The 16,192-nt window shown below is 60.9% G+C and carries 13 protein-coding genes; 8 read left to right on the top strand and 5 right to left on the bottom strand.

What is annotated here, in order from left to right; translation table 11 throughout:
- Positions 1-92: 92 nt before the first annotated feature.
- Together JMV15_RS03890 and JMV15_RS03885 are read left to right on the top strand one after the other, a co-directional pair.
- Complete coding sequence (locus tag JMV15_RS03890) at positions 93-671, top strand: PilZ domain-containing protein (RefSeq protein WP_072434384.1); 579 nt, start codon at positions 93-95, stop codon at positions 669-671.
- A gap of 44 nt (positions 672-715) precedes the next feature.
- Positions 716-1,438: a glycerophosphodiester phosphodiesterase gene (locus JMV15_RS03885; RefSeq protein WP_014717518.1), complete on the top strand. Its 723-nt coding sequence runs from the start codon at positions 716-718 to the stop codon at positions 1,436-1,438.
- Positions 1,439-1,480: 42 nt separating this feature from the next.
- On the opposite strand, the gene sthA is transcribed toward JMV15_RS03885, so the two are convergent.
- Positions 1,481-2,875, bottom strand: a complete 1,395-nt coding sequence (gene sthA, locus JMV15_RS03880; RefSeq protein ID WP_003189670.1) for a Si-specific NAD(P)(+) transhydrogenase — start codon at positions 2,873-2,875, stop codon at positions 1,481-1,483.
- Positions 2,876-3,089: 214 nt separating this feature from the next.
- On the opposite strand from sthA, the gene JMV15_RS03875 reads away from it, so the two are divergent.
- The gene (locus JMV15_RS03875) at positions 3,090-3,623 is read left to right on the top strand and encodes a chalcone isomerase family protein (RefSeq protein ID WP_168224241.1); all 534 of its coding nucleotides are present in this window, start codon (positions 3,090-3,092) and stop codon (positions 3,621-3,623) included.
- A 171-nt stretch (positions 3,624-3,794) separates the two neighbouring features.
- Here JMV15_RS03875 and JMV15_RS03870 read toward each other — a convergent pair whose 3' ends face one another.
- A complete protein-coding gene (locus JMV15_RS03870; RefSeq protein ID WP_032873405.1) occupies positions 3,795-5,258 on the bottom strand; it encodes a glyceraldehyde-3-phosphate dehydrogenase in 1,464 nt (487 codons plus the stop codon).
- A gap of 340 nt (positions 5,259-5,598) precedes the next feature.
- Here JMV15_RS03870 and mfd point away from each other — a divergent pair, with 340 nt between their 5' ends.
- Genes mfd through JMV15_RS03855 form a run of 3 tightly spaced genes read left to right on the top strand, consistent with a single transcriptional unit; the run spans position 5,599 to position 12,325 of the window.
- Positions 5,599-9,048 carry a transcription-repair coupling factor gene (gene mfd / locus JMV15_RS03865; RefSeq protein WP_003189666.1) on the top strand — a complete coding sequence of 1,150 codons (3,450 nt, stop codon included), beginning with the start codon at positions 5,599-5,601 and terminating at the stop codon, positions 9,046-9,048.
- A gap of 10 nt (positions 9,049-9,058) precedes the next feature.
- Entirely contained in the window at positions 9,059-9,625 is a 567-nt protein-coding gene (locus tag JMV15_RS03860) for a CsiV family protein (protein WP_014717515.1), read from the top strand.
- Between the two features lie 9 nt (positions 9,626-9,634).
- Positions 9,635-12,325, top strand: coding sequence for a DEAD/DEAH box helicase (locus tag JMV15_RS03855; protein WP_038449470.1), 2,691 nt, complete (start codon positions 9,635-9,637; stop codon positions 12,323-12,325).
- Between the two features lie 101 nt (positions 12,326-12,426).
- On the opposite strand, the gene nagZ is transcribed toward JMV15_RS03855, so the two are convergent.
- Positions 12,427-13,437: a beta-N-acetylhexosaminidase gene (gene nagZ, locus JMV15_RS03850; protein ID WP_019818244.1), complete on the bottom strand. Its 1,011-nt coding sequence runs from the start codon at positions 13,435-13,437 to the stop codon at positions 12,427-12,429.
- Between the two features lie 135 nt (positions 13,438-13,572).
- A complete protein-coding gene (locus JMV15_RS03845) occupies positions 13,573-14,280 on the bottom strand; it encodes a TetR/AcrR family transcriptional regulator (RefSeq protein ID WP_014717512.1) in 708 nt (235 codons plus the stop codon).
- A 263-nt stretch (positions 14,281-14,543) separates the two neighbouring features.
- On the opposite strand from JMV15_RS03845, the gene lexA reads away from it, so the two are divergent.
- Together lexA and sulA are read left to right on the top strand one after the other, a co-directional pair.
- Positions 14,544-15,152, top strand: coding sequence for a transcriptional repressor LexA (lexA, locus tag JMV15_RS03840; RefSeq protein ID WP_003172575.1), 609 nt, complete (start codon positions 14,544-14,546; stop codon positions 15,150-15,152).
- A 10-nt stretch (positions 15,153-15,162) separates the two neighbouring features.
- On the top strand, positions 15,163-15,636 hold the full coding sequence (gene sulA / locus JMV15_RS03835) for an SOS-induced cell division inhibitor SulA (protein WP_005786162.1): 474 nt from the start codon (positions 15,163-15,165) through the stop codon (positions 15,634-15,636).
- 36 nt (positions 15,637-15,672) lie between these two features.
- Here the strand turns inward: sulA and JMV15_RS03830 are convergent, their stop codons facing one another.
- The gene (locus JMV15_RS03830) at positions 15,673-15,906 is read right to left on the bottom strand and encodes a hypothetical protein (protein WP_014717511.1); all 234 of its coding nucleotides are present in this window, start codon (positions 15,904-15,906) and stop codon (positions 15,673-15,675) included.
- Between the last annotated feature and the right edge of the window lie 286 nt (positions 15,907-16,192).

Here is a 16,192-nt window from a genome sequence, read left to right as displayed (position 1 = left end):
CGGGGCTTGTTCGGAGGAAAAGAAGACGTCCCGGTGGCGGGGTCTGGTCAGCAGCTTTACACTCAGACCATTACCGTTACCTGGGGTTCGCCATGTCGACATTAGATGAAGAAGAGCGCCGCGAATACTACCGTATCGATGACATGATCGCACTTCAAATCAAACCCCTGTCTGGCCCCGACGCGGCGAGCAAGGAAGTGTTGCTGGATGATTCGCCGCTGTTCAATCTGCTCAGCGAACTGCATCTGAGCGAATTCGAAGCCCAGCACCTGCTGCGCCAGATCAGCGAGAAAGACCGCAGCCTGGCGGCCTTCCTCAAAGTGCAGAACAAACGCCTGGATCTGCTCAGCCAGGTCATGGCTCGCGGTTTGCTGAACGAGGTGGGCGCGCCGCAACCGGTGATCCTCTCCGAAGGCGGCATCGACTTCCAGCACCCGACACCGCTGCCCGCCGACACTCACCTGGCGGTCAAGCTGGTGCTGATGCCCCAGGCGCTCGGCCTGTTGCTGCGCGCGCGGGTGACCCATTGCGACCCCAAGGGCGACGGCTTTGATGTGGGCACGGAGTTCGAGTCCATGACCGATGCCCAACGCCAACTGCTGGCGCGCTATATCCTGCAGAAACAGGCCCAGGAACGCCGCCTGGCGCGAGAACAAAGCGAAGACCTCTGAATGCGTATTCACGACGCCAGCCATCCTGGCGCAAAGGAGCAACTGTGACCCTGATTTACGGCCACCGCGGTGCCAAAGGCGAAGCACCGGAAAATACCCTGACCAGTTTTCAGGAATGTCTCAAACACGGCGTACGTCGTTGCGAACTGGACTTGCACCTGTCCATGGACGGCGAGTTGATGGTCATCCACGACCCGACCCTCAAGCGCACCACCGACCGACGCGGCAAGGTCGTCGAGTACTCGGCGGCTGACCTGGTGAAGATGGACGCACGCAAAGGCGGCCCAGGCTGGGTAAGCCCCTGCCCGATTCCACGTCTGGAGGAGCTGTTCGAACAGTGCGACTTCGATCACTGGCAACTGGAAGTCAAAAGCGCCTCGCGTACCCGTGCCGCCACCACTGTGCTGGCGATTCGCGAAATGGCTGTGCGCTTTGGCTTGATGGACAAGGTCACGGTGACGTCAAGCTCGCGGGAAGTGCTCAAGGCCGCCGTGGAACTCACCCCGGACCTGTCACGCGGCCTGGTCGCTGAATACGCCTGGCTCGACCCGCTGAAGGTCGCGCAGAACTACGGCTGTGAGTATTTGGCATTGAACTGGACGCTGTGCACCCCCGAGCGGCTGGAAAAAGCCCAGCGCCAGGGCTTGCATGTGTCCGTGTGGACAGTCAACGAACCTGCGCTGATGCGCAGGCTCGCCGACTTCGGCGTAGATAGCCTGATTACAGACTTTCCCGGTTTGGCCACTGCCACCCTCGAGAATTACTGAAATCGGTCTCCCCGGCCGGCTCAGGCCACCGGCCGGAGCCGCTCAAAAAAGCCGGTTGAGGCCGTCGTAGGCCGCTACCCGATAGGCTTCGGCCATGGTCGGGTAGTTGAAGGTGGTGTTGACGAAATACTTGAGGGTATTTTGCTCACCTGGCTGGTTCATGATCGCCTGGCCGATGTGCACGATCTCCGAGGCCTGGTAGCCGAAGCAATGCACGCCGAGTACTTCCAGGGTTTCGCGGTGGAACAGGATTTTCAGCATGCCTTGCGGCTCACCGGCAATCTGCGCACGCGCCATGCTCTTGAAGAACGCCTTGCCCACTTCGTAAGGCACCTTGGCCTTGGTCAGTTCGTGCTCATTCTTGCCGATCGAGCTGATCTCGGGAATCGTGTAGATCCCGGTCGGCACGTCGTTCACGTAGCGCCAGCTGCCGTTGTCGACAATGCTGCCAGCGGCCGAGCGGCCCTGGTCATGAGCGGCACTGGCCAGGCTTGGCCAGCCGATCACGTCACCGGCGCCGTAGATGTTCGGCACGCAGGTGCGGTAGTTCTCATCCACTTCGATCTGGCCACGGCTGTTGACCTTGACCCCGATGTTTTCCATGCCCAGCTTGTCGGTGTTGCCGGTACGGCCGTTGCACCACAGCAAGGCGTCGGCCTTGATCTTCTTGCCGGACTTGAGGTGCAGGATCACACCGTTGTCCAGGCCTTCGACCCGCTCGTACTCTTCGTTATGGCGCACGGTGATGTTGTTGTTGCTGAAGTGGTAGCTCAACGCCTGGGAGATTTCCGAGTCGAGGAAGCTGAGCAACTGGTCGCGGTTGTCCACCAGCTCGACCAGTACCCCCAGGCCACTGAAGATCGAGGCGTATTCACAGCCGATCACGCCGGCGCCGTAGATGATCAGTTTGCGCGGGGTATGGCCCAGGCTCAGGATGGTGTCGCTATCGTAGATACGTGGGTGGTGGAAATCGATGTCCGCTGGGCGATACGGGCGCGAACCGGTGGCGATGATGATGTGCTTGGCCACCAGCTTCTCGACCACGCCATTGGCGCAGACCACTTCGACGGTTTGCTCATCGGCAAAACTGCCGGTGCCGAAGAACAGGTCGACGCGGTTACGGGCGTAGTAGCCGGTACGCGAGGCGACTTGCTTGGAGATGACTTTTTCAGCGCTTTTCAGTACGTCCGGGAAGGAGAACCAGCGCGGCTCACCAATGGCCCGAAACATCGGATTGGTATTGAACTGCATGATCTGCCGTACCGAGTGACGCAATGCCTTGGACGGGATGGTACCCAGGTGGGTGCAGTTACCGCCGACCTGGCGACGGCTATCGACCATCGCCACCTTGCGCCCTGCTTTGGCAGCGTTCATCGCCGCACCTTCTCCAGCTGGGCCGGAACCCAGTACCACCACGTCGTAGTTGTAGACAGCCATGCGTACTCCTCAGAACAGGCCAGGCGTACGGTTGGACGCCGGGCTAAATCATGCCGCGGCCAGCGAGCATGAAGGACAATTTGGCTCAAGTGTGTGAACCGGGGCACAGTCTATAGAAGGCCGAGCGCCGCGAACATTAACCCTTGGTCGCGTCGTAGGCCAGTGTTGCCATACTACAGGACGCGCATCAGCGCCGAATTCAGGATGAGCCATTATGCGACAACTATTTTTCTGTTTGATGCTGATGGTGTCGCTCATGGCGCACGCCAACGATGCACAGCGGCTCAAGCAGGCAAGCTTCCCCGCACAGGTCGAGGGGCTGGCCCTGAAAAACCAGGCGGTGTTCAACTATCTCTGGGCGGATGTGTATGCCGCGGCGCTGTATGCACCCGCTGACCTGCCGGCAAAGCAGGCTTGGGACCAGCAGAAGGCTGTGCGCCTGGCGCTGTATTACTTTCGCGACATTGATCGCGATGATGTGATCAAGGCGGCCACCGTCACCTTGGAGCGCCAGCAAGCCAATGCCGGGTTGAACCCAGAGATAGCCAAGCTGCACGCGCGCTTTCGGGATATTCGCAGCGGTGATCGCTATGCCCTGGATTTTCGTCCGGGGCGCGGGTTGAATCTGGAGATTAATGGCCAGGTGGTGTTCAACAGCCCGGACGCTGAATTAGCGAAGGCCTACCTGGGTATCTGGCTCGGGCCCAAAGGGCTGTCGGACAGTTTGCGCAACACGCTACTCAAGTGATGGCGGCGTTGACGGTTCCATCGTCATCGCAGGCAAGCCAGCTCCCACAGGTAAATGCAGTTCAACTGTGGGAACTGGCTTGCCTGCGATAAGGCCTTCCCAGGCACCACAAAAACCACAGGCATAAAAAAGCCCCGAACCAGTCGGGGCTTTCTCATTCAGCGCACAGGCTTAGCGCGGAAACGCAGGCGGGTTGACCCCAGCCATGTCTTCCATCACGCGAACCACCTGGCAGCTGTAGCCGAACTCGTTGTCGTACCACACGTACAGCACAACACGGTTGTCCTGGGTGATGGTCGCTTCGGCGTCCACCACACCGGCGTGGCGCGAGCCAACGAAGTCGGTGGAGACCACTTCCTGAGAATTGACGAAGTCGATCTGCTTATGCAGGTCGGAGTGCAGCGCCATGTAGCGCAGGTACTCGTTCATCTCTTCACGGGTGGCGGCTTTCTCAAGGTTGAGGTTGAGAATGGCCATCGACACGTTCGGCGTCGGTACGCGGATCGCGTTACCGGTCAGCTTGCCGGCCAGTTCAGGCAGGGCCTTGGCAGCAGCGGTGGCAGCGCCGGTCTCGGTGATCACCATGTTCAACGCGGCGCTACGGCCACGGCGATCGCCCTTGTGGAAGTTGTCGATCAGGTTCTGGTCGTTGGTGTACGAGTGAACGGTTTCAACGTGGCCGTTAACGATGCCGAACTTGTCATTCACCGCCTTGAGCACCGGCACGATGGCGTTGGTGGTGCAGGACGCGGCGGACACGATCTTGTCGTCAGCGGTGATTTCAGCGTGGTTGATGCCGTGCACGATGTTCTTGAGCTTGCCTTTGCCAGGCGCGGTCAGCACAACGCGGTCAACACCCGGGCAAGCCAGGTGCTGGCCCAGGCCCTCGGCATCACGCCATACACCGGTGTTGTCCACCAGCAGGGCGTTCTGGATGCCGTACTGGGTGTAATCCACCTCGGTCGGGTTCTTCGCGTAGATCACCTGGATCAGGTTACCGTTGGCGGTGATGGTGTTGTTTTCTTCGTCAATGGTGATGGTGCCGTTGAACGAGCCGTGTACCGAGTCGCGACGCAGCAGGCTGGCGCGCTTGGTCAGGTCGTTCTCGGCGCCTTTGCGCACCACGATGGCACGCAGGCGCAGGCCGTCGCCGCCACCGGTCTTTTCGATCAGGATGCGCGCCAGCAGGCGGCCGATACGGCCAAAGCCGTACAGCACCACGTCGGTGCCTTTACGGGCGGCAGCGTTTTGCTGGCCAACCACATCGGCCATTTCTTCACGCACGAACTGCTCGGCGGTGCGGCCAGCGCCTTCTTTGCGGAATTTGTAGGCCAACTTGCCCAGGTCTACCGAAGCCGCGCCGAGCTTGAGCTCGCTCATGGCTTTGAGCAGCGGGAATGTTTCGTGGACGGAGAGTTCGCTGTCGTCGGCGGAGCGATGGCGCGCAAAGCGGTGAGCTTTGAGAATCGCGATGACAGACTGGTTGATCAGGCTGCGGCCATAGATCGAGCTCACCACATTGTTATTGCGGTACAGCTGACCGATAAGCGGAATCATCGCTTCAGCGAGTGCTTCACGGTCGATCCATTCACCAAGACACTGGTCGGGCTTCTGAGTCACGGGAACCTTCCACATGTAGGGGCAGAAAAAAGGGGCTACATTATGTCGCCCGACTGAGCGTTGAGCAATGCGCGAAGGGCAACAAAAAGCCCTTGCAAAAAAATACCACCGCGCTACAGCCCAGGAAATACGCGGGTTCCAGAAGGCCACTAGTTTGGTGAGCAGGCCGACTTGTCCGTAACCCTCCTAAACATTCGCGCATTTTGGCACTACATATTGAGTCAAAACCCGCCATTGTTTGTCTTAGCCACTACATTTCCTACAAACCGTAATAGGCACAGTCAGCAACTGACAGGCGGCACCTGGGGCCGTTACAATTACCGACTTTGTCGCAACGCTTGGAGCTCAACCTTCCGTGCCCGTTCTGCGTCTACCGCTACTCCCTGCCGCGGCAGGTAAACAGCACTGGGGCAACCTGCCCGGTGCCGCCCTGAGCCTGGCCATTGCCGAGGCTGCCAGCGCAGCCAAGCGCTTTACCCTGCTGCTCACCGCCGACAGCCAAAGTGCCGAACGGTTGGAGCAGGAGCTGAGCTTCTTCGCCCCGGATTTGCCGGTGCTGCATTTTCCCGACTGGGAAACCCTGCCTTACGATCTGTTCTCGCCGCACCAGGACATCATCTCCCAGCGCATCGCCAGCCTGTACCGCTTGCCGGAACTGGCCCACGGCGTGCTGGTGGTGCCGATCACCACCGCCCTGCACCGCCTGGCGCCGACCAAGTTCCTGCTGGGCAGCAGCCTGGTGCTGGACGTGGGCCAGAAGCTCGACGTCGAGCAGATGCGCACGCGCCTGGAAGCCAGCGGCTACCGCTGCGTCGACACGGTGTACGAGCACGGTGAGTTTGCGGTGCGCGGCGCCTTGATCGACCTGTTCCCGATGGGCAGCAAGTTGCCGTACCGCATCGACCTGTTCGATGACGAAATCGAGACGCTGCGCACCTTCGACCCGGAGAACCAGCGTTCTATCGACAAGGTCGACTCGATCAAGCTGCTGCCGGCGCGGGAGTTTCCGCTGCAAAAAGACGCGGTAACACGCTTCAAGGCGCGCTTTCGTGAGCGCTTCGATGTGGATTTCCGTCGCTGCCCGATCTTCCAGGACTTGAGCAGCGGGATTACACCTGCCGGTATCGAGTACTACCTGCCGTTGTTCTTCGACGAGACCTCTACCCTCTTCGACTACCTGCCCCAGGACACCCAGGTGTTCTCGCTGCCGGGTATCGAACAGGCGGCGGAAAACTTCTGGAACGATGTGCGCAACCGCTACGAAGAACGTCGCGTCGATCCATCCCGGCCTTTATTGCCGCCCGCTGAACTGTTCCTGCCAGTTGAAGACTGCTTCGCGCGCCTGAAAAACTGGCCGCGTGTAGTAGCCAGCCAGCAGGACGTGGACGCCGGCAGTGGCCGGGAGCGTTTCCCGGCGAGCGCGTTGCCCGATTTGGCGATCCAGGCCAAAGCCACGCAACCGCTGGAGGCGCTGTCGAACTTCCTCGGCGACTTCCCGGGCCGCGTGCTGTTTACCGCCGAATCCGCCGGGCGTCGCGAAGTGCTGCTAGAGCTGTTGGAACGCCTGAAGTTGCGGCCGAAAACCGTCGACAGCTGGCCTGACTTTGTCGCCAGCAAAGAGCGCCTGGCGATCACCATCGCGCCGCTGGACGAAGGGCTGCGGTTGGATGACCCGGCGCTGGCCTTGATCGCCGAAAGCCCGCTGTTCGGCCAGCGCGTGATGCAACGCCGTCGCCGGGAAAAACGCGCCGATGCCAACAACGACGCGGTGATCAAGAACCTCACCGAGCTGCGCGAAGGCGCGCCGGTGGTGCATATCGACCATGGCGTGGGCCGCTACCTGGGCCTGCAGACCCTGGAGATCGACAACCAGGCCGCCGAATTCCTCACCCTGGAATACGCCGAGGGCGCCAAGCTCTACGTGCCGGTGGCCAACCTGCACCTGATCGCCCGCTACACCGGCAGCGACGACGCCTTGGCGCCGTTGCATCGATTGGGCTCCGAGACCTGGCAGAAAGCCAAGCGCAAGGCCGCCGAACAGGTGCGCGACGTGGCCGCCGAACTGCTCGACATCTATGCCCGCCGTGCTGCCCGCGAAGGTTATGCCTTCGCTGACCCCAAAGCCGATTACGCCACCTTCAGCGCTGGCTTCGCGTTCGAAGAAACCCCGGACCAGCAAACCACCATCGAAGCGGTGCGCGCCGACATGCTCGCGCCCAAGCCGATGGACCGCCTGGTGTGCGGCGACGTGGGCTTCGGCAAGACCGAAGTGGCCATGCGTGCAGCCTTTATTGCGGTACACGGCGGTCGCCAGGTGGCGATCCTGGTGCCGACCACCCTGCTCGCCCAGCAGCACTACAACAGTTTCCGCGACCGCTTTGCCGACTGGCCCGTGACCGTGGAGGTGATGAGCCGCTTCAAGTCCGCCAAGGAAGTGAACGCCGCCGTTGCCGACCTGGCCGAGGGCAAGATCGACATCGTCATCGGTACTCACAAGCTGCTGTCGGACGATGTGAAGATCAAGAACCTGGGCCTGGTGATCATCGACGAAGAACACCGCTTTGGCGTGCGCCAGAAAGAACAGCTCAAGGCCCTGCGCAGTGAAGTCGACATCCTCACCCTCACCGCCACGCCAATTCCGCGCACGCTGAACATGGCGGTGTCGGGCATGCGCGACCTGTCGATCATCGCCACGCCACCGGCGCGTCGTTTGTCGGTGCGCACCTTTGTGATGGAGCAGAACAAGAGCACGGTCAAGGAAGCCCTGCTGCGCGAACTGCTGCGCGGCGGCCAGGTGTATTACCTGCACAACGATGTGAAAACCATCGAGAAATGCGCCGCCGACCTCGCCGAACTGGTACCTGAGGCCCGTATCGCCATCGGCCACGGGCAGATGCGCGAGCGCGAACTCGAACAGGTGATGAGCGACTTCTACCACAAGCGCTTCAACGTGCTGATCGCCTCGACCATCATCGAGACCGGCATCGACGTGCCGAGCGCCAACACCATCATCATCGAGCGTGCCGACAAGTTCGGCCTGGCGCAGCTGCACCAATTGCGCGGTCGCGTCGGGCGCAGTCACCACCAGGCCTATGCCTACCTGCTGACACCGCCGCGCCAGCAGATCACTTCCGATGCGGAAAAACGCCTGGAAGCGATCGCCAATACCCAGGACCTCGGGGCCGGCTTTGTATTGGCCACCAATGACCTGGAAATCCGGGGTGCCGGTGAATTGCTCGGCGACGGCCAGAGCGGGCAGATCCAGGCGGTGGGTTTCACGCTGTATATGGAGATGCTCGAACGCGCGGTAAAAGCCATCCGCAAAGGCGAACAACCGAACCTCGACCAACCCTTGGGCGGCGGCCCGGAGATCAACCTGCGCTTGCCGGCGTTGATTCCCGAAGACTACCTGCCGGATGTGCATGCACGGTTGATCCTGTACAAGCGCATTGCCTCGGCGGCCGACGAAGAAGGCCTCAAGGACTTGCAGGTAGAGATGATCGACCGTTTCGGCCTGCTGCCTGAACCGACCAAGAACCTGGTGCGCCTGACCCTGCTCAAGTTGCAGGCCGAGCAGTTGGGCATCAAGAAAGTCGACGCCGGGCCGCAAGGCGGGCGTATCGAATTCGAAGCGCAGACGCCGGTTGACCCGTTGGTGCTGATCAAGCTGATCCAGGGCCAGCCCAACCGCTACAAGTTCGAAGGGGCTACGCTGTTCAAGTTCATGGTGCCGATGGAACGCGCCGAAGAACGCTTCAACACTTTGGAGGCGCTGTTTGAACGCCTCATTCCGAAATCCGTTTAAGGACGCCCCCATGCGCGTGTTCCGCATTTTGAGCCTGTTGTTGGTGGTACTCGCACCTTCGGCCTTTGCCGACAGCCTGTATCAGGTGGAAATGATCCTGGTGCGCCAGAATGCAGAACCAGTGATCAACAGCCGCGCCGCCCCGGAAAACTGGGATGCGGGCGCGCCGCGCCTGGGTGAGCGGATGAGCCCGCCGCGCCTGGGCAATATCGTCGACAAGCTGCGCGCCGACGCCAACTACACGGTGCTCGCCCACAAGGCCTGGGAGCAGAACCTGGGCGAGCAAGCGGTGAAGGTGGCGATCACCGACGGCCAGGAGCAGTTCGGCCAGTTCCCTATCGAAGGGGTGTTGAGCCTGCAACTGGGGCGCTTTACCGATATCGACGCGGATTTCTGGATCAACCAGTTCGACGGCAACGGCAGCGTGATCGCCAGCGAACACTTGAGCCAGAAAGACGTGCGCACCAAGAACAACCAGCTCAACTACCTGGACGGCGGCCACCTGGCGCTGCTGATCAAGATCACCTCGCTGACCGCCAAGCCACCCAGCGCGCCACCGCCCGACCTTCAGGACTGATTGCGCGCCATGCCCCTGACGTCGTCGTTGACCAAACCCCTGGCCCCTTCGTGGGCCAATCGCTTCAAAGAGCAAAGCCTCGAGCGCGGGCGACGCTACGCCCTGGAGAACCGCGTGCGCATCGTCGAGTGCGGCGACAGCACCATCACCGCCAGTTGCGAAGGCTCGGGCGGTAATGTTTACCGCCAGACCATCTCACTGCGCGAATCGGCCAAGGGCCTGCTGATCTTGGTGGACAGCCGCTGCACGTGCCCGGTGCACACCAACTGCAAACACATCGCGGCGGTGCTGCTCAAGGTCCAGGAAACCCTGGCCTACCCGGCAGCGGCTCAGGATGCGCAGCTGCTGGAGAAGCTCCAGGCGGTGCTCGATAACCGCGTGGTCCTGCCGCAAGTGGTGATGGACGACGTGCAACCGGTGCCACGCCTGTGGCTGGCCAGCGTGGAGTTCAGCGCGTTCGAACCGCGCAACGGCAAGATGCAGCGCTATATCCAGCACCGTGCGGCGTTGTCGTTCAACTACCTGGGCAACTATGTCAGCGGGCAAAAAAATGCTGACATCATTGTGCGCCAAGAGACGCAGAGCCTGCGGATCAAGCGCCATCCCGAGCAAGAACAGGCCTATCGCGAACACCTGCGCCTGCTTGGCTTCAAGATCGCCACGCGCCAGAGCAAGGCCCTGCCGGAAAGCGCCGGCGAGCTCTTCGAAATGGTCAATGACAGTGCCTGGCTGAACTTCACCCTCAATGTGTCGCCCACTTTGCGTGCCGAGGGCTGGGAGCTGCAGATCGATGAAGACTTCGGCTTTGATCTCAGCCCCGTCGATGACTGGTATGCCACGGTCGATGAAGGGCCGGAACGCGATTGGTTCGACCTGGAGCTGGGCATCATCGTCAACGGCGAACGTTTGAGCCTGCTGCCGATCCTGCTGAACCTGATGCGCTCCCACACCGAGATCCTCAACCCGGAGAAACTGGCGCGGCGCCGCGATGAAGAGCTGATCCTGGTGAACATCCCCGGCCTGCCCAACGGCCACGGCCCGCTGCAAGTGGCGCTGCCCTACGGCCGCTTGAAGCCGGTGCTGGCGACCCTCGGCGAGTTTTACCTGCAGGAAGCCGGCACCACCGCGCTGCGCCTGGCCAAGGCCGACGCCATACGCCTCAACCCGCTGGAAGACCTGCCACTGCAATGGGAAGGCGGCGAGAAGATCCGCACCTTCGCCCAGCGCCTGCGCGATATCAAGGATTTCACCTGCGTGGCGCCCGAAGGCCTGAATGCGACCTTGCGCCCCTACCAGCTGGAAGGTCTGAGCTGGATGCAGTCGCTGCGCCAACTGGAGGTGGGTGGGATACTTGCGGATGACATGGGCCTGGGCAAAACCTTGCAGACCCTGGCGCACATCCTCACCGAAAAAAACGCAGGGCGCCTTGATCGGCCGTGCATGGTCGTGATGCCTACCAGCCTGATCCCGAACTGGCTCGATGAAGCCGCGCACTTCACCCCGCAGTTGAGAGTGCAGGCACTTTATGGCGCGGGGCGTAAGAAACATTTCGCCAACCTGAATGACTACGACCTGCTGCTGACCACCTACGCCCTGCTGCCCAAGGACATTGAACAGCTCGCCGCCCTGCCCTTGCACGTCTTGATCCTGGATGAAGCGCAGTACATCAAGAACCCGTCCAGCAAGGCGGCCCAGGCCGCACGCGAGCTGAATGCACGCCAGCGCCTGTGCCTGAGCGGCACTCCATTGGAAAACCACCTGGGTGAGCTGTGGTCGCTGTTCCACTTCCTGTTGCCGGGTTGGCTGGGCGACGTGAAGAGCTTCAACCGTGATTACCGCGTGCCCATTGAAAAGCGTGCCAGCGATGTGCGATTGCAGCACCTCAACGGTCGGATCAAACCCTTCCTGCTCCGCCGCACCAAGGAACAAGTGGCAACCGAACTGCCACCCAAAACCGAAATCATCCACTGGGTCGACCTCAACGAGGCCCAGCGCGACGTGTACGAAACCATGCGCCTGGCCATGGATAAAAAGGTCCGCGACGAGATCACCCGCAAGGGCGTGGCCCGCAGCCAGATCATCATCCTCGAAGCCCTGCTCAAACTGCGCCAGGTGTGCTGCGACTTGCGCCTTGTCAACGACGCCACCCTGCCCGCCCGTGGCAGCAGCTCGGGCAAGCTCGACAGCCTGATGGACATGCTCGACGAGCTGTTTGCTGAAGGCCGCCGGATCCTGCTGTTCTCACAGTTCACCTCGATGCTGAGCCTGATCGAGGCCGAACTGAAAAAGCGCGGCATTGCCTACGCCCTGCTGACCGGCCAGACCCGGGATCGACGTACACCGGTGAAGGATTTTCAGAGCGGCAAGCTGCAGATCTTTTTGATCAGCCTGAAGGCTGGCGGCGTGGGCTTGAACCTGACCGAAGCCGACACGGTTATCCACTATGACCCTTGGTGGAACCCGGCTACGGAAAACCAGGCCACCGACCGTGCGTACCGCATCGGCCAGGAAAAGCCGGTGTTCGTGTACAAGATGATTGCCCGGGGCACGGTAGAGGAGAAAATCCAGCACTTGCAGAAGGAGAAGTCCGATCTGGCTGCGGGCGTGCTGGATGGGCGAACCACGGGGGATTGGCAGTTGGGCAATGAGGAGATTGAAGCGTTGTTTGCGCCGTTGCCCAATAAGCAAGAAAAGCGCTGACTGTTCGGCCGCCTTCGCGAGCAAGCACGCTCCCACACCTGACTGTATTCACAAATCAAAATGTGGGAGCTGGCTTGCCTGCGATGGCCGCGCTTCGGTTTTCAGTCGATCAACTGCGCATCGCGCAACGCAGTAAGCGCTGTCAGCCAACGCGGGTCCTGCTTATAGTCCGTCGAGGCAACCGCCTGCCCACGCATACGCGCAATCCGCGCCGACGGCGTGACCTTCATCCGCTGTGCTGCACTGAGCGCCAGCTCGGCCGCCGCACGGTCATTGCACACCAAGCCCATGTCACAACCGGCGGTCAGCGCCGCTTCGATACGGCTGGCCGCATCGCCGACCACATGGGCGCCGGCCATGGACAGGTCATCGCTGAAGATTACCCCGTCAAACTGCAACTCACCGCGCAGGATGTCCTGCAACCAGCGGCGCGAAAAACCAGCAGGCTGGGCATCGACCTGCGGGTAGATGACGTGCGCCGGCATCACGGCGGCCAATTGCTTGCTCAGGCGTGCGAAAGGCACCAGGTCATTGGCGCGAATCTGCTCCAGGCTGCGTTCATCATTGGGAATGGCAACGTGGGAATCGGCCTCGGCCCAACCATGGCCAGGGAAGTGCTTGCCGGTGGCGGCCATACCGGCGCTGTTCATGCCACGGATAAAGGCACCCGCGAGCACGGCAGCGCGCTCGGGGTCGCCTTCGAAAGCACGGGTACCGACCACGGCGCTGCGTTGGTAGTCGAGGTCCAGCACGGGGGCAAAACTCAGGTCCAGGCCCACCGCCAGCACCTCGGTGGCCATGATCCAGCCGCACTGTTCGGCCAGGTATTCAGCGTTGGGGTTATCCGCCAGCGCACGCATGGCCGGCAGGCGCACGAAGCCTTGGCGCAGACGCTGCACGCGACCGCCCTCCTGGTCCACGGCCAACAGCAAGTCCGGGCGCACTGCACGAATCGCGGCGCTCAACTCGCGAACCTGGCGCGGGTGCTCGATATTGCGCGCAAAAATAATCAGGCCGCCCACTTCCGGTTGGCGCAACAGATGACGATCCTCGGCCGTGAGCCAGGTACCGGCGACGTCGACCATCAAAGAACCTTGCAGGGCAGCAGTCATAAACCTTCCTTAAATAACGCACACAACCCGTCGTCCTTGCCAGGCACGGCAAGGACGACGGGTTGCGAATAAATAGCTGAAATCGGCATGGCGGCTAGCTTAGCGGATGCAAGCGGCCGCGCCCACCCGCAGCGATCAAACCTTGGCGGCGACCGGTACGGTTTTGCTGCGTGGGCGCAACTGGGCGGCGGCCATGGCCGGGTCGCTGACGCCGGTTTCGGCGCGCATGCCAGCGGCAAGGAACGGCACCATCAGGCGCATGACTTGCTCGATGGACGTGTTCACACCGAAATCGGTCTCGGCAATTGCCCGCAGCGCCTTGATACCCGACATGCTGAAAGCTGCGGCACCGAGCATGAAATGCACACGCCAGAACAGCTCGATAGGTGGAATACGCGGGGCCGCTTCGTTGACCAACAGCATATAGCGGCGGAACACCTTGCCGTACATGTCTTCCAGGTAGCGGCGCAAGTGGCCCTGGCTCTGGCTGAACGCCAGGCCCAGCAGGCGCATGAAGATCGACAGGTCGTTGCCGCTGCGAGGCTGCACGACCAAGGCTTGCTCCACGAGGATTTCCAGCAGCTCTTCCAGGCTGGGCTTGTGATCGGCCTTGGCCTGGCGGCGTTCCAGCTCACGGTCGAGGCTTGTGCAGAACGGGCCCAGAAAGCGTGAGAACACCGCCTGGATCAGGGCCTTTTTCGAGCCGAAATGATAGTTCACGGCGGCCAGGTTGACCCCAGCCTTGCTGGTGATCAGGCGCAATGAAGTTTCAGCAAATCCTTTTTCCGCGAACAATTGCTCGGCAGCATCGAGAATGCGTTCAACGGTTTCCGACTGGGCCATGGCTACTCCGCCTGACAAACACTTGTTTGAAACATACGTTTCAGAGTGTGTCTTGTCAAGCCTGCGGGTCCGCTTTGCGGCTGGTCAGTCATCTGATTCATCGCTATTTAATCACATCCTTGCAGCTGTGTAGGCAGCGCCGCTTCTGCTCTGTAGGACGGCTGACGGATGACCGTCCAGCGGGGCCATTAAAAAGGATGATTGCCAAGCGCAGTTCACTGTATATAATCCCAGTCACTGTATAAAAAGACAGAGCGATCAACATGCTAAAACTGACGCCACGCCAAGCTGAGATTCTGGCTTTTATCAAGCGCTGCCTTGATGACAATGGTTACCCGCCTACCCGTGCGGAGATTGCCCTGGAACTGGGGTTCAAGTCCCCGAACGCCGCCGAGGAACACCTCAAGGCCCTCGCTCGCAAAGGTGCGATCGAGATGACCCCGGGTGCTTCACGAGGTATTCGCATCCCTGGCTTCGAAGCCAAGGCCGACGAGTCGACATTGCCGATCATCGGTCGCGTCGCCGCAGGTGCGCCGATCCTGGCGCAGCAGCACGTCGAGGAATCCTGCAATATCAACCCGACCTTCTTCCACCCTCGCGCCGACTACCTGTTGCGTGTGCACGGCATGAGCATGAAGGACGTGGGTATCTTCGACGGCGACCTGCTGGCCGTGCATACCACCCGCGAAGCCCGCAATGGCCAGATCGTCGTGGCCCGTATCGGCGACGAGGTCACGGTCAAACGCTTCAAGCGCGAAGGCAGCAAGGTCTGGCTCCTGGCCGAAAACCCTGAGTTTGCCCCGATCGAAGTCAACCTGAAAGACCAGGACCTGGTGATCGAAGGCTTGAGTGTCGGCGTCATTCGCCGCTAAAGGAGGCATCATGCAGCTCGTGCACACCCCACAACATACACAACTGTCGCTGTTCGAGGCCTTCATGGCCCAGCCCCTTGCGCCAATCCTCAAGGAAACGGTCGAAGCCCCCTGGGGCGGCGAACCTGAGGCGTTCAGTGAACTGTCGTTGCGCGGTGCGGCTGAGAGCTGCCTGAACCTGCTGGCACCTATCCTGCGCGAATTGAGCGAAGATCAGGACGCCCGCTGGCTGACACTGATCGCCCCGCCCGCCAGCCTCACCCAGGCCTGGCTGCGGGACGCTGGGCTCAACCGTGAGCGTATCCTGTTGCTGCAACCACGCGGCGCGCAAAGTGCCCAGCAGCTAACCTGCGAAGCCTTGCGCCTGGGCCGCAGCCATACGGTGGTGAGCTGGTTGAACCCGCTGAATGCCAGCGCCAAGCAGCAACTGATCAGTGCTGCGCGCACGGGTGATGCACAGAGTTTGAATATTCGATTGGGGTAATGATGGCGCGCCACAGAAGCAGCCGTCACAAAAGACTCAGTGAAGAACGCGCGGCCCTTCATCTTTCTCCGGCTCGCCTTCGGCAAGGCGACCTGCCATCTGCACGCCCACGCTCAACATGGCTTTAGCCACTTCGACATGCTGGCCTTGCAGGAAGACCTTGGCGTCTTCGGAGAAATCCAGAATAACCAGAGAACCCTCGTCCTCAGCCCGGCGCAGTTCGATTCGGCCGTCAGGCAGTTCAACAATTTCCAGAAAGGACGTTGGCATAAAAGTCTGTTCTCCACGAAAGGCCTGGGATTATATCAGTCATCCACCCAGCCTCGCAGGGGATATGGACAGGTTTGTTTACGGTGTGATGAATGGCGCCCTAGGGAACACGCGTCTCTATGTGGGAGCTGGCTTGCCTGCGATGGCGGAGTATCAGCGAATAACCAGCAAACTGACCCACCGCTATCGCAGCATAGGTACCTATACAACTTTGCAGGCTAAAGCAGCCAACGGTAACCACGATGCGAAGCGAGTAGCTTTTGATCTGCTTTTGATCTTGATCTCA

This window comes from Pseudomonas paracarnis (assembly GCF_904063055.1).
GTDB classification, from domain to species: Bacteria; Pseudomonadota; Gammaproteobacteria; order Pseudomonadales; family Pseudomonadaceae; genus Aquipseudomonas; species Aquipseudomonas paracarnis.
This window is presented reverse-complemented; position numbering and strand designations above follow the sequence as displayed.

Excerpts from the sequence above, each read along its gene's own strand:
- JMV15_RS03890 (WP_072434384.1), top strand. The coding sequence starts at position 93 with ATGTCGACATTAGATGAAGAAGAGCGCCGCGAATACTACCGTATCGAT.
- sthA (WP_003189670.1), bottom strand. The coding sequence starts at position 2,875 with ATGGCTGTCTACAACTACGACGTGGTGGTACTGGGTTCCGGCCCAGCT.
- JMV15_RS03875 (WP_168224241.1), top strand. The coding sequence starts at position 3,090 with ATGCGACAACTATTTTTCTGTTTGATGCTGATGGTGTCGCTCATGGCG.
- JMV15_RS03870 (WP_032873405.1), bottom strand. The coding sequence starts at position 5,258 with ATGTGGAAGGTTCCCGTGACTCAGAAGCCCGACCAGTGTCTTGGTGAA.
- JMV15_RS03860 (WP_014717515.1), top strand. The coding sequence starts at position 9,059 with ATGCGCGTGTTCCGCATTTTGAGCCTGTTGTTGGTGGTACTCGCACCT.
- JMV15_RS03855 (WP_038449470.1), top strand. The coding sequence starts at position 9,635 with ATGCCCCTGACGTCGTCGTTGACCAAACCCCTGGCCCCTTCGTGGGCC.
- nagZ (WP_019818244.1), bottom strand. The coding sequence starts at position 13,437 with ATGACTGCTGCCCTGCAAGGTTCTTTGATGGTCGACGTCGCCGGTACC.
- JMV15_RS03845 (WP_014717512.1), bottom strand. The coding sequence starts at position 14,280 with ATGGCCCAGTCGGAAACCGTTGAACGCATTCTCGATGCTGCCGAGCAA.
- lexA (WP_003172575.1), top strand. The coding sequence starts at position 14,544 with ATGCTAAAACTGACGCCACGCCAAGCTGAGATTCTGGCTTTTATCAAG.
- sulA (WP_005786162.1), top strand. The coding sequence starts at position 15,163 with ATGCAGCTCGTGCACACCCCACAACATACACAACTGTCGCTGTTCGAG.
- JMV15_RS03830 (WP_014717511.1), bottom strand. The coding sequence starts at position 15,906 with ATGCCAACGTCCTTTCTGGAAATTGTTGAACTGCCTGACGGCCGAATC.